The sequence below is a fragment of the Janibacter sp. YB324 genome (assembly GCF_014217915.1).
In the GTDB taxonomy this organism is placed as follows: Bacteria; Actinomycetota; Actinomycetes; order Actinomycetales; family Dermatophilaceae; genus Janibacter; species Janibacter indicus.
Genome location: NZ_CP060120.1, coordinates 404695 through 416573, shown reverse-complemented (window position 1 = coordinate 416573; position 11879 = coordinate 404695). Strand labels below are relative to the sequence as shown.

Genomic DNA, 11879 nt, shown 5'->3' with positions numbered 1-11879 from the left:
GACTATGCGCAGACGACGGGCGGAGGAGGTCTTCAGGTGACGATGGGCGATCCTGCGGCCGCGGGCTTCGACCTGTCGCAGCTCTCGCTCGTCCTGCTCGCCGGGTCGCTCGTGCTCGTCGTCGCCGTCGCCGCCGTGCGGCTGGCCACCCACTCGGGCCTGCCGACGCTCCTGCTCTACCTGGCCATCGGCCTGGCGCTGGGGCGGGAGGGGCTGGGCATCCCCTTCGACTCCGAGCAGATGGCGCAGGTACTCGGCTACTGCGCGCTCGTGCTCATCCTCGTCGAGGGCGGCCTCACGACGAAGTGGTCCTCGATCCGCGCGTCGGTCGCCCCCGCGCTCGCCCTCTCGACCGTCGGCGTGCTCGTGTCCGTCGCCGTGGTCGCCGTCGCGCTGCACCAGATCCTGCACACCGACTGGCGGATCAGCCTGCTCATCGGCGCGATCCTCGCCTCCACCGACGCGGCCGCGGTCTTCTCCGTGCTGCGGGTGGTGCCGCTGCCGCGGCGGCTGTCCGGGATGCTCGAGGCCGAGTCCGGCTTCAACGACGCCCCCGTCGTCCTGCTCGTCACCGCCCTCTCGCTGCAGATCGCCCACCCCGCAGACGCCGAGCCGTGGTGGGCCATCGGCCTGCTCGCCGTCGCCGAGCTCACTGGTGGGGCGCTCATCGGTCTGGCGATCGGGTGGCTCGGCGGCAAGCTCATGCAGCGGCTGGCCCAGGGCACGTCCGGGCTCTTCTCCCTCGGGGTGGTGGCCGTCGGCGTGCTCGCCTACGCGGCGGCCGCGACGCTGCACACCTCGGGCTTCATCGCCTGCTACCTCGCTGCGCTCGTCCTGGGCAACATGCACCTGTCGCACCGTCAGTCGGTCACCGGCTTCGCCGAGGCGCTCGGCTGGCTCGCCCAGATCGGCCTCTTCGTCATGCTCGGCATGCTCGCCCGCCCCTCCGGGATCGTCGAGGAGATCCCCCGCGCGATCGTCGTGGGGCTCGTCCTGCTGCTCGTGGCCCGGCCGCTGTCGGTGCTCGTCTCGCTCACCCCCTTCGGCGTCCCGTGGCGCGAGCAGGCCTTCCTGTCGTGGGCCGGTCTGCGCGGGGCCGTGCCCGTCGTGCTCGCCACGGTGCCGGTGACCAACTCCGTGCCCGGCGTCGAGTGGGTCTTCGAGCTGGTCTTCATGCTCGTCGTGATCTTCACCCTCGTGCAGGCGCCCCTGCTGCCGTGGGTGGCCCGTCGGCTGCGGGTCACCGAGCCGGCGCTGGCGACCGGGGTGGTCGTCGAGTCGGTCCCGCTCGAGCAGCTCGGTGCCGAGATGCTCGAGGTCGCGGTCGTGCCCGGCTCTCGTCTGGCCGGCGTCGAGGTCTACGAGCTGCGACTGCCCCGCGGGGCCAATGTCTCGCTCGTCGTCCGCGACGAGGCGACCTTCGTCCCCGACGCCCACACCCGGCTGTTGACCGGCGACCGGCTCCTCGTCGTCACCCCCGGGGCGCTTCGCGAGGCGACCGAGGCCCGCTTCCGTGCCGTGTCGCGGGCAGGTCGACTGGCCGGATGGCGGACCGACGTATGATATGACCCGATATGCCTACCTATGCCTACGCCTGCGCCGACTGCGGCCACGCCTTCGACATCGTCCAGTCCTTCAGCGACGACGCGCTGACGGTGTGCCCGCAGTGCGACGGCACCCTGCGCAAGCAGTTCAACGCCGTGGGCGTCGTCTTCAAGGGCGGCGGGTTCTACCGCAACGACTCGCGCTCCAACGACTCGTCCTCCTCGAGCTCGAGCGACTCGTCCTCCTCGAGCGCGTCGGGGTCGTCGAGCAGCTCCTCGAGCGCGTCGAGCTCCAGCTCGTCCACAAGCTCGAGCGCTGCGACCGCGTCGTCCACCGCCAGCTGACGCCTGCCCCGACCGGCCCGCCGCGCCCCTAGCGTCGGGCCATGGCCGCATCCGCTCTCGCCCAGCACCTGCCCTCGCTCTTCGGGCCCTCCCGACGTGCCGCGTGGCGCCTCTCGCTCGCCCGCCGGGCCCTTGCCGCGCTGTCGATCCTGCTCGCACTGCACCTGGCGCTCGGCGCGCTCGCGCCGGCCGAGAGCCTCGCCCCGAGTTCCTCGACACCCACCGGCCCCGAGCTCTCCCTGCCGCTGGCGATGCCCGCAGACCACCTCTCCCCCGGCGACCGGGTCGGCGTCTACCTCCCCGGCCGTGCGGAGCCCGTCGTCGCCTCGGCCCGCTTCCGCGGGGGCGACGAGGACGCGTCCGGGCGCAGCGTGGCTCGGATCACGCTGCGCGACAACGACATCGGCGCGATCCTGCGCCAGATGGGGGTCGACGGGCCGACCCAGGGCGGCTTCGTGCTCGTCCGCCACGGCTGATGCGACACGACGGGTGGCGCATGGCCGCGCAAACGGCCTCCCCATGGTCCACACTGAAAGACGAGCGGCCTCGGTCGCGACCCCTGTTACCCAGTTGAAGGGAGACCCTCGTGAAGGGCTTCAAGGACTTCCTCATGCGCGGCAATCTCGTCGAGATCGCCGTCGGTCTGATCATGGCGACCTCGTTCGGCACCGTCGTCGCGACGTTCACCGAGCTGCTGCTGTCGGCCATCGCCAAGGTCGTCGGCGCCAACCCCGACTTCACCAGCTTCAAGCCGGGCGACCTGCCGGTCGGTGCCTTCATCACCGCCGTCATCGCCTTCCTCATCCTCGCCTTCGTCGTGTACTTCTTCGTCGTGAAGCCGTACACCGCGATGCGTGCGCGCTTCGTCGCCGCCGAGGAGGAGACCACCGACGAGTCCGTCGAGCTCCTCCGCGAGATCCGCGACTCCCTGCGCGCCGGCCGCGCCTGAGTCACGCGACGAGCACGACCCGACGCCCGCCTCACTCCCAGTGAGGCGGGCGTTGCTCGCGCAGCCAGCGGTCGTGCTCGTCCTCGTCGGGGCGCTCGCCCCAGCCGCGGTCGGTGTCGTCGCGGGTCTGCTCCGGACGGGTGCGGGGACGAGGCGTCCGCGGCTGCTCCTCCGGCGCCTGCTCCTCGGGTGTCGTACTCATGACTGCTCCTGATCTCCGATGGCCTCGCGCACCGCTCGGGCGACCTGGGCCTCCTGACGTGCCGGGTCGGCGAAGATGTCCACGGCCCACAGCCGCAGGTGGTGCCACCCGAGGTCGGTGAGTCGCTCGACGAGGATCCGGTCGCGCTGCCGGGTCGACGCCAGGCCGGCGTAGCCGGGCCCGTCGACGTCGACGGCCAGGAGCATGCGCTCGGTGTCGCGGGGGTCGGCGACGGCGATGTCGATACGGTGCTCGCCCATGCCGACGCCGGTGCGCACCGACAGGCCGCCCTCGCGCAGCCTCTGGACGAAGCCGTCGAGCAGCGGGCTGAGCGCGGGAGGCTCGGGTTCCTCCTGCGGGGTCCGGTCGGCCAGACCGGCCAGCAGGGTGCGCAGCGCGCGATGCCCCGGCCGGTCGCCGTGCTCGCCGGTGAGCTCGTCGGCCTCGAAGGTCGTCACCCAGGTCACGCTGAGACGGGCGCGCGTGGCCGCGAGCAGGACGAGCTCGCCCCCGGTGTCGCCGCTCAGCGCACCGAGCCGTCGCACGACCCGGCCCTGCGGCGTGCGGCCGAACCCGACCGAGACGATGACCGCGTCGCGCTGCTCGCGCTGCCAGCGGTCGGCGGGCTTGATGAGCAGGGGCTCGGGCAGCTCGGCGATCGCCCGCGCGATGGCCGGGTCACCCTGGGCGAGCTCGGCCACGGCATCGGCGATCCGCTCGGTGTGCGCCCGGCCGAAGGTCACGATGCCCACGGAACGCCCCGGGTGCCCGCTCAGCTGGCGGCGCAGCCGCTCGAGCACCGCCTCGACCTCGGCGGTCGAGCTCTCGACGAGCCCGGTGCGCTCGTCGAGGATGCCCAGACCCTCGACGCGCACGAGGTGGACGTCCTCTCGGGCGAGGGGCGGCGGCGGGTGGACGAGCTCCCCGGCGGACGAGCCGTCGACGAGCAGCTTGGCGACCCGCGGGCGGGGGTAGGCACTGTCCCGCAGCGCGGCGGTCGGCAGCACCTGCGCGGCGACGTCGGCGAGCGAGCGCTTCGGTGCCGCAGGTGCGGACACCCCGGCGTCCGCGGACCAGGTCGCGGGCGGCAGCTGACCGCGGTCGCCGATGACGAGCAGCTGGCTGCCGCGGGCGATCCCGGTGAGGGTGCGGGCGAGCGAGGTGCGTGAGGCGTCATCGACGACGACCAGGTCGAAGCGCTCGTCGCCCGGCAGCACCTGTCCGATGACGAAGGGGGACATCGCCCAGGTGGGAGCCGCGGCGCGCAGCAGCCCGCCCCAGGAGTCGAAGGCCCGGGTCCACGGCGGTCGCGCCACGATCCCCTCGTGGGCGGCGGCGACGTCACGAGCGGCGGAGCGGAAGCGCCGACCCTCGACGTGGAAGCGCTCCCGCTGGCGGGTCGCGATGCGAGCGACGTTGGCGCCCAGGCTCGCCCGGTCGGCCTCGACGAAGGTGCGCAGTGCCTCGTCGAGGCTCTCCCCGGTGATCGCCGAGTATCGCTCGTCGCGGCCGGCCTCGGCGAGGACCGAGGTCCACCAGACGAAGCGGACCTCATCGGCGACAGCGTCGGGCGCGACCCGGCGGGCAGCGAGGTCGTCGAGCAGGTCACCGAGACCACGGGCCCGCAGGTCGTCGAGATCCTCGATGACCTCGGGCACGGCACGCACGCCCGTCGTGTCCTTGGCGAGGGCGTCGAGGCGGGCGGTCAGCTCCTCCCACGGGGTGTCGAGCAGGTCGCCGCCCGCGTCGGTGTCGGCGAGCACGGACCCCACGTGGGTCAGGTCGGCGTAGACGCGCTCGTAGGCGGTGTGCGCGCGGTCCATGTCGGCGGGGATGCGGGGGCGTCCGCCGCCACCGGTGAGGCGCGACCAGGAGCGACGCTGCTCGGCAGCCAGCCGCAGCGCGGCGTGGAGGTCCTCGGGCGGGCGACCCGGGCGCAGCAGTCGGCGGGCCTGACCGCGCAGGCGCCGCCGCTCGATGGCGCCGAGCGCCTCGAGGTCGGGCGTGCCCTTGGGTGCGGTGGCGGCGAGCAGGTGGTCGAGCGGGGTGTCGAAGACCTCCGGCCGGAAGACCTCGAGGGTGTCGCGGATCTCCTCGATGCCGGCGAGGAATCGGCCGAGGTCGGCCGGGCGCCCGGACCGCGGCTCGGCGATGTCGGCGAAGACGTCGCGCACCGTCGTGCGCAGCGACGCGAGGCTGCCGTCCTTGCCGCGCAACCGCTCCAGCGCCGCGAGCACCTCGTCGACGTCGGCCGCGGAGGTCAGCCGGGCGCCCTGCCAGGGCTCGTCGCTGCGCTCGGGGCGCCAGGCCTTGCGGGTCGCGACACCGGTGAGCTGCGTGGCGAGGGCGTCCCTCCCTTCGGCATCGAGGGCGGCGAGGGTGCGGCCGGTGATCCGGACACGGGAGCGGGGCGCCGGTCGTCGGGTCGACAGGCCGACGATCGCGTCCTGGGCGTCGGCGATGGACACGCCCCAGGGCTCACGCGGCTGGTGCATCGCGTGGGTGTGGCCGTCGAGGATGCGGGCGGCCGACGCCGCGCGCCGGCCCGGCTGGCTGAAGGAGCGGTCCGAGTCCGGCAGCGCGCGAGGCCATCGCTCGGTGACCAGGGCGGGGTCGATCTCGGCGGCGGGGTCGGTGACGTGGACGAGCAGGTCCGCCAGGCCGGCCTGGTGGAGCTCGCCGGCGACGGCCTCGATGGCGGAGGCCTTTTCGGTGAGGAGCAGGACGGAACGGCGCTCGCCGGCGGCCTGCGCGATGACCGAGGCGACGAGCCGGGCGACACCGGTTCCGGGCGGCGCGTCGACGTAGAGGTCCTGACCGTCGGCGACCCGGTCGAGCACCCCCTGCTGGTCGGCGGTGACGTCGAGGACGGCGGAGTCGGCGACGCTCGGCGCCTCGGCCTCGGGCGAAGGGAGTGCCTCGCCCGCCAGCAGCGCCGCCGCCGGGCCCTGCTCGAGCGCACCCGACTCGGTGAGCCGGGAGAGGTCGGCGAGCGCCTCGGCCTTGCCGTGGGGGAAGGCGGCCAGGACGATCCGCGAGGAGATGTTGAGCTCGGGCAGGTCGGCGCACTGCTCGCGCAGGGCGTCGAGCACGGGCGTGGGGTTGAAGCCGCGACCGTCGCCGCGGCCGAGGTCGGCGAGGGCCTCGCCGTCGATGTCGCGCCTCAACGCCCGACGCAGGTAGGTCAGGAGCGCGGGGTTGATCTCGACCCGGGGGGCCAGGTCGAGGGCGAAGTCGGGCCCGGGCCGCAGCCGCCGCAGGGCGGCTCGGCGGAGCACGACCGGGGCGAGCGGGCGCTCCTCCTCGCCGGGCACGTGCCACGAGGCGGCGCCCATGGCGAGGAAGCAGGTGTGCACGCCGTGCTCCTCGGCGATCCGCTCGACGTGCTCGGTGAGGCTGGCCGCCCGGCGCTGTGCCCGCAGCAGGGCCCCGGGCTCACGGACGAGGTCGGACAGGCGGGCGTCGCGGCCGGAGAGGAGCATCGCCACGCCACCGGGGTGGGCGTTGGTCAGGTCGACGACGTGGGGATCGCGGGTCGGCCAGATGAGAGTGTTGGGGCCGCCGAGCTCCATCAGCTCGCGGCGCAGGGAGGAGACGTCGGCCGGCGCCTGGGCAGGGGTCGTCGGCACAGGAGTCACGACGCCAACGCTAACAACCGGAGCGGCGCCCCAGCGGGACCAACAGCCCGAGCAGCAGCGCCGCGCCGCCGGCGAGCAGCCCGAGCGCGGGATAGCCCCACCAGCCGACGACGACGCCCGCCAGGGCTCCCCCGCCACCACCGGCGAGGCCCATCGCGACGTCCGACAGCCCCTGGGCCGCAGGCCGCTGACGCAGTGGCACGGCGGCCGTCAGCAGGGTCGAGCCGGCGATGAGGGTGCAGGACCAGCCCATGCCGAGCAGCACCAGCGCCGCCGTCAGGCGAAGGGAGTGCCCGCTCGCGGTCGACGCGGCGAGCAGGCTCGCGGTGAGCAGCACCCCCGCACCGACCGCGATGACCGCCCGGGAGCCCCAGCGGTCGACGGCCCAACCGGTGAGTGGTGAGAAGGCGTACATCCCGACGACGTGGAGGGAGATGACCAGACCGATGATCTCGAGGCCGGCGTGGCCGTGCCGCATGTGCAGCGGGGTCATGATCATCACCGACACCATGACGACGTGACCGAGCGCCATGGCGACCACGCCCATGAGGGCGTCGGGTCGGGTGCGGATCACCGCCCAGCCGCGGGTCGCCTCCCCTTCGAGCCCGGCCGTCGGGTCCGGCTCGTCGTGGTCGACCTGCAGGCTGCGGGCGGTCAGGAGCGGGTCCGGCCGCAGCGCGGCCGTGAGGACGAGGGCGGCCAGGGCGATACCCACGAGCGAGAGGACGTAGGGCCCGACGAGCGCCGGCAGGTGTAGCTGGCGGGCGACCCACTGCCCCGGACCGGTGAGGTTGGGGCCGGCCACCGCCCCGACCGTCGTCGCCCAGACGACGACCGACAGGTGGCGGCCACGGTGCGCGTCGTCGGCCAGGTCCGTCGCGGCGAACCTCGCCTGCGAGTTCGCCGCCGTCGCCCCGCCGAAGAGGAGGAACCCAACGAGCAGCACCGCGAAGGAGCCCACCACCGAGGCGGCCACGATGAGTAGCCCGCCGAAGATCGCCATGAGGTACCCCGTGGTCAGGCCGGGGCGCCTCCCCTTCGCCGCCATGACCCGCGCCACGACGAGGGCAGCGAGCGCGCCGCCCAGGGTCTGGGCGGTGCCGCCGAGGCCGGCCCAGGTCTCGCTGCCCGACACGTCGGCCGCGAGCAGGGCCCCGACCGCGGCGCCGGCGCTCACCCCCACGCCCCCGAGGACCTGCGACCCGGCGAGGGTGGTGACAGTGCGCCGCTGCAGGGCCGGGATGCTCACCGAAGGGAGTATGACGCGTACCCTGTCCCGTGGCGTGGTCGCCTCACCGCACCGCGCCGGGCCTCCGTAGCTCAGGGGAAGAGCGCTTCTCTCCTAAAGAAGGTGTCGCAAGTTCGAATCTTGCCGGGGGCGCCCCTAGATTCCGGGGTTTTCGCCACCGTGCGGGTCCTCGTCCGGGTCAAGTCGCCCGCTTTTCGCCCGCATGGCCCGTGCGGACGAGGTCTTTCCGAGCCCGTCCAGGGCCGAGGCGACGATGTCGAGCTCGTCGTCGTACAGGTGCGCGTAGATCCTGGCCGTCGTCGTGATGGAGCCGTGGCCCATCGCTTTCTGGATGAAGCGCAGGTCAGCCCCGGTCATTCGAGCGAGACAGGCCCGCTGGGGCTCCTTACCGGCCGGCGGACGTCGGGCAGAATCAGGCCATGGATCATCAAAGTGCAGGCTGGACGGACGAGCAGTGGCAACTGACCTCAAACTATGTCGACGAGCTCGACATCATCATCAAGATCCCCCAGGACCTTCCACATGGCCCAGTCCCCAAGGCGTTCACGATCTCCGTGAACCAGCCTGAACTCCCCCGCGACTGGGCAGAGCGTCAAGTCGCAGATCTCGCCTTTGTCGGACCTGACGGGCCAAGACCGGCCCCTGGACCGTTCACCTTGGAAAGCCGCCACCGACAAATCTCTTGGGGGGCGAGCGGAGGCCTCCAAGAGGTAACCATTTGGTTGGCAAACAGCGGGGCCGAGATCGCACTCGGAATGGCGCTCAGTACCCTCGCCCGCAAGATCGCCGAGTTACGGAAGAGTCGGCTCGAACCTGCACCTCAGCCCCCACTTGACCGCGAACAAGTAGAGGCATCCGCAAGACACCGCGTATGGCTGGCCCGGGACCGCATCGACCCTTCTGCCGACACCGTGCACGCCGAGTCGACGACAGCTCACAAGAACGGCTCCTGGACGACAATAATTCTGGCTCCCGACGGAGTTCATTACGTAGTGAAGACACGCCAGATCGCAGACGGGATCATCTTGAGCGACATCGAGGACACGACATGGCGAAACTCTGACAACGCACCAGAGCTCTCCTAGTTGTCGACCACGTTCCTCACGCCAAAAGGTACGTGAACACTTGGGACTACGTCCTGCGTCCCCATCAGATGATTCATCTGGTCGTCAAAAAATATATGCGGCCGGAGAATGGCCAATACCCGAGACTTCTCCCAACCACCTAAGAAGAATGCGTCGTTCACTCGCAAACCCCACTCTTTCAGAGTGAAAATTGCCCTGGCATGAGCAGGGGCATTCCGCGCCGTTACGATGGAAACGAACAAGCGACTTCGATAGTGCGGATCCTCCTCCATGCGCGCATCTTCGAGGTCTTGAATTCGGTTTATTGCTGCAAGCAGATCCCTCATCGGCCCAGGATCTAAAGCCGTCTGGGCGTTATCCGCCTCGTGAGCCTTGTAAGCCTCCAGCCCTTCCTCTTGGTAGACCCGTTCTGCTGCGTCATCGGCGAGGACAGCATCGAAGTCAAATGCAATTCGAAGGTCTTCGTCATCAGGGTCGTCAGTAAGAGCATCCGAGGAGCCAAGAATCCGCCCTGCAGAGTGGCCAGACTCAGTCGCCCGCCCCACGTCTTCCTCGTTGGCAGAAAGAAAGAGCTTCATCCCAAAGGCCGGCATGAAGGCATACGGAGATCGACCCTGCATGGAAACAGCCCGAGTGATAGGCAGTCCGTGGGACTCGATGGAGCGCATCACTCGCGCCCCAGTCTCTGGATCATTGCGCGATAGAACGACAACCTCCACGGCCGGCTGATGACTCTCAGCTAGATCATTGAGGCTCAAAATTCGCTTTATGAAGGAAAAGGCGACCCCAGGGGCGAGTCGCGTGTCGTAGTTCTCGGCCTGATAGTCCCGATAGGCATCCTCGCCGCGCTCGGTGAAGACAGCATGGGAATCCTGAAGATCGAACAACGCGCTAGACGCGATACCGATCACCAGAGTGTTCTCGCTCGGGTTCACCATGACGCGAGACTAGCGCTCCTCGGCACCGGCCAGAGGAGGCTGGAAGCTGGGATTGTGAGGGACCACGCGGTGACACGACACCCTGATCGCGGCTACGGACCAGAGCGTGTGATGACTTTCCCTACTGACTCAAGGCGGGCCTTCGGCCCGCGCGCCCGCCGCCGGCGGGCGCTCCGGTAGGGAACCCCGCGCTCCGGGCTCGTTCCTCGCCCTCCGCGCACCCCCACCTCCACGCCCTTGGCTGCGGCGCCAAGACAGACATGGTCCGAGCCCGGTCCATCACCCCGCGCGGGCAACGATCCGAGCTCGTCGAGAACCGGTCAAGGCCGACTTGGTCAGGTGGTTCAGGTATGTCCTCCCGGACATGCGGAGCTGCCCTGCTTACGCCGCGTCGAGCAGCGCCAGCAGGCGGGCCTCGAGCGCCGACGGTTGCTCCACCACCGGCCGTCTCTCTGCACGACCGAGGCCGAGCAGGGGTGGCGCGAGGCAGCGGACCTCACCAGCCGGGGTCGTCAGCCGCACCTCGTGTGCCCCGCCGCCCGGGTCGAGCCCGGTCGAGATCACCTCGGCCCGCCAGCCGGGGGCCTCCTTGTCGAGGTTGTGCCGCTGGCAGACGCCCATGCCGTTGCTCGCGGAGGTCTCGCCGCCCCGGGCGACCGGGCGGACGTGGTCGACCTGGCGCACCGGCGCATCGCACCACGGCACCCGGCAGGTCGCGTCGCGCAGCTCGATCAGCCGCCTCAGCCGACCGGCGAAGAGCCGCTGCCTCGAGTCGACGGCCACGAGATCGCGCCCGTCGGGCGCCGTCCAGAGCCGCCGCAGCCAGAGCGCCGTCTCGCCATCTCGGTCAACGCCCTCGTCGAGCAGTCGCAGCACGTGCTCGCGGGCGAGGTCACCGGCCAGCGCGCCGTGACCCGGCACCTCGACCTCGTCGGCGCCGCCAGCGTCCGAGCCCGTGCCCGGGAGGAGCACGCCCTCACTCATCACGAGCCCGATCTCCACCGGCTGGGCCTGACCGGGCGCCCGCCCGGAGAGCAGCTCGAGGGCCGTGTCGGTCATCCAGGCACCACGACCCCGCTCGTCGGCGGCAGCGGCCGCATCGGCCTCGGGGTCACCGGTCGCCACGTGCCGCGCCTGCTCGGCCGCGCGCAGCGCGACGTGGGCGCCGACGACGTCGACGAGCGGCCCGAGGATCGACAGCCAGGCCATGCCGTCAGGCGCCGGGCGGACCGACACGTGCCGCGAGGCCGCGGCCCGACGCCGCCGCTCGACGACCGACTCCTGGTCGAGGTCGACGCACGCCCGGTGCGCGGCGGCAGCCAGCGCCCGGTCACCGAGGTCGCGCAGCCCACCCGCCAACCGACGGTCGGCCTCGCGCCGGCGCACCGGCGACAGGCAGGCCGTTTCGCGGACGACGATCGTCGCCCGCCACTCGCTGATCTCACCCGCGGTGAGCGCGGCCATCGTGCCGGGCAGCTCGTGGACGAGCGCCTGCGCGGCGCCCACGTGACGGTCGGCCTGACCCGGCGAGCACCGCCGCGCCAGCGCCACCTCGCTGCGGGTGGCCCGGCGTCGCAGCGAGGCCTCGCGACGGGAGATCTCCTCGGCGGCGGCCATCTCGGCAACCCGCGCGTCACGCTCCTCGACAAAGCGTGCAGTGGCGCGGGCCTGCGCGGCGGCAGCGGCCCCCTTCGTCATCTCGAGGAGGGCGACGACCTCGAGCAGCTCGACCTCGGTCAGCCCGTCGACGCCGGTGGCGGACACCTCGGCAAGCACGGCGCGCAGGCGCCCCGGGACCGTGGTCCCACTGACCTGATCGGTGATCGACTGATGTGTCATGGCGCCTCCCCTCGCCCCTCCAGTATCGAACATGTGTTCGAAGAATTCAAGAGGGTGGGCCGAGATGTCTTCGGGAACCTGCCGAGCCGG

General features: G+C 71.6%; 11 protein-coding genes and 1 tRNA gene. 6 read left to right on the top strand and 6 right to left on the bottom strand.

Annotation, left to right across the window (positions count from 1 at the left end; translation table 11 throughout):
- Positions 1-42: 42 nt before the first annotated feature.
- The 4 genes from H7A72_RS02075 (at position 43) to mscL (ending at position 2838) form a co-directional block, all read left to right on the top strand.
- Positions 43-1563: a potassium/proton antiporter gene (locus H7A72_RS02075; protein ID WP_185221471.1), complete on the top strand. Its 1521-nt coding sequence runs from the start codon at positions 43-45 to the stop codon at positions 1561-1563.
- An 11-nt stretch (positions 1564-1574) separates the two neighbouring features.
- The gene (locus H7A72_RS02070) at positions 1575-1889 is read left to right on the top strand and encodes an FmdB family zinc ribbon protein (RefSeq protein WP_084451362.1); all 315 of its coding nucleotides are present in this window, start codon (positions 1575-1577) and stop codon (positions 1887-1889) included.
- Between the two features lie 41 nt (positions 1890-1930).
- Positions 1931-2365: a hypothetical protein gene (locus H7A72_RS02065; protein ID WP_084451363.1), complete on the top strand. Its 435-nt coding sequence runs from the start codon at positions 1931-1933 to the stop codon at positions 2363-2365.
- Between the two features lie 110 nt (positions 2366-2475).
- Positions 2476-2838, top strand: a complete 363-nt coding sequence (mscL, locus tag H7A72_RS02060) for a large conductance mechanosensitive channel protein MscL (RefSeq protein WP_084451364.1) — start codon at positions 2476-2478, stop codon at positions 2836-2838.
- A 31-nt stretch (positions 2839-2869) separates the two neighbouring features.
- On the opposite strand, the gene H7A72_RS02055 is transcribed toward mscL, so the two are convergent.
- Genes H7A72_RS02055 through H7A72_RS02045 form a run of 3 tightly spaced genes read right to left on the bottom strand, consistent with a single transcriptional unit; the run spans position 2870 to position 7927 of the window.
- Positions 2870-3040 (bottom strand): hypothetical protein, encoded by a 171-nt coding sequence (locus tag H7A72_RS02055; RefSeq protein ID WP_185221470.1) that lies wholly within the window; start codon positions 3038-3040, stop codon positions 2870-2872.
- The gene (locus tag H7A72_RS02050) at positions 3037-6678 is read right to left on the bottom strand and encodes a DUF4011 domain-containing protein (RefSeq protein ID WP_185221469.1); all 3642 of its coding nucleotides are present in this window, start codon (positions 6676-6678) and stop codon (positions 3037-3039) included. The genes H7A72_RS02055 and H7A72_RS02050 overlap by 4 nt, the downstream gene beginning before the upstream one ends.
- A 10-nt stretch (positions 6679-6688) precedes the next feature.
- A complete protein-coding gene (locus tag H7A72_RS02045) occupies positions 6689-7927 on the bottom strand; it encodes an MFS transporter (RefSeq protein WP_185221468.1) in 1239 nt (412 codons plus the stop codon).
- Between the two features lie 60 nt (positions 7928-7987).
- On the opposite strand from H7A72_RS02045, the gene H7A72_RS02040 reads away from it, so the two are divergent.
- Positions 7988-8059, top strand: a tRNA-Arg gene (locus H7A72_RS02040).
- Between the two features lie 3 nt (positions 8060-8062).
- On the opposite strand, the gene H7A72_RS02035 is transcribed toward H7A72_RS02040, so the two are convergent.
- A complete protein-coding gene (locus H7A72_RS02035; RefSeq protein ID WP_185221467.1) occupies positions 8063-8284 on the bottom strand; it encodes a hypothetical protein in 222 nt (73 codons plus the stop codon).
- Between the two features lie 62 nt (positions 8285-8346).
- Here H7A72_RS02035 and H7A72_RS02030 point away from each other — a divergent pair, with 62 nt between their 5' ends.
- Positions 8347-9012, top strand: a complete 666-nt coding sequence (locus H7A72_RS02030; protein WP_185221466.1) for a hypothetical protein — start codon at positions 8347-8349, stop codon at positions 9010-9012.
- Here the strand turns inward: H7A72_RS02030 and H7A72_RS02025 are convergent.
- Positions 9009-9950 carry a 5'-nucleotidase gene (locus H7A72_RS02025; RefSeq protein ID WP_185221465.1) on the bottom strand — a complete coding sequence of 314 codons (942 nt, stop codon included), beginning with the start codon at positions 9948-9950 and terminating at the stop codon, positions 9009-9011. The genes H7A72_RS02030 and H7A72_RS02025 overlap by 4 nt on opposite strands.
- A 381-nt stretch (positions 9951-10331) precedes the next feature.
- A complete protein-coding gene (locus H7A72_RS02020) occupies positions 10332-11789 on the bottom strand; it encodes an HNH endonuclease signature motif containing protein (RefSeq protein ID WP_185221464.1) in 1458 nt (485 codons plus the stop codon).
- Positions 11790-11879 lie beyond the last annotated feature (90 nt).

What these genes read in the sequence shown, in the direction of transcription:
- H7A72_RS02025 (WP_185221465.1), bottom strand. Translation starts at nt 9,950, where the DNA reads ATGGTGAACCCGAGCGAGAACACTCTGGTGATCGGTATCGCGTCTAGC.
- H7A72_RS02030 (WP_185221466.1), top strand. Translation starts at nt 8,347, where the DNA reads ATGGATCATCAAAGTGCAGGCTGGACGGACGAGCAGTGGCAACTGACC.
- H7A72_RS02055 (WP_185221470.1), bottom strand. Translation starts at nt 3,040, where the DNA reads ATGAGTACGACACCCGAGGAGCAGGCGCCGGAGGAGCAGCCGCGGACG.
- H7A72_RS02035 (WP_185221467.1), bottom strand. Translation starts at nt 8,284, where the DNA reads ATGACCGGGGCTGACCTGCGCTTCATCCAGAAAGCGATGGGCCACGGC.
- H7A72_RS02020 (WP_185221464.1), bottom strand. Translation starts at nt 11,789, where the DNA reads ATGACACATCAGTCGATCACCGATCAGGTCAGTGGGACCACGGTCCCG.
- H7A72_RS02075 (WP_185221471.1), top strand. Translation starts at nt 43, where the DNA reads ATGGGCGATCCTGCGGCCGCGGGCTTCGACCTGTCGCAGCTCTCGCTC.
- H7A72_RS02070 (WP_084451362.1), top strand. Translation starts at nt 1,575, where the DNA reads ATGCCTACCTATGCCTACGCCTGCGCCGACTGCGGCCACGCCTTCGAC.
- H7A72_RS02065 (WP_084451363.1), top strand. Translation starts at nt 1,931, where the DNA reads ATGGCCGCATCCGCTCTCGCCCAGCACCTGCCCTCGCTCTTCGGGCCC.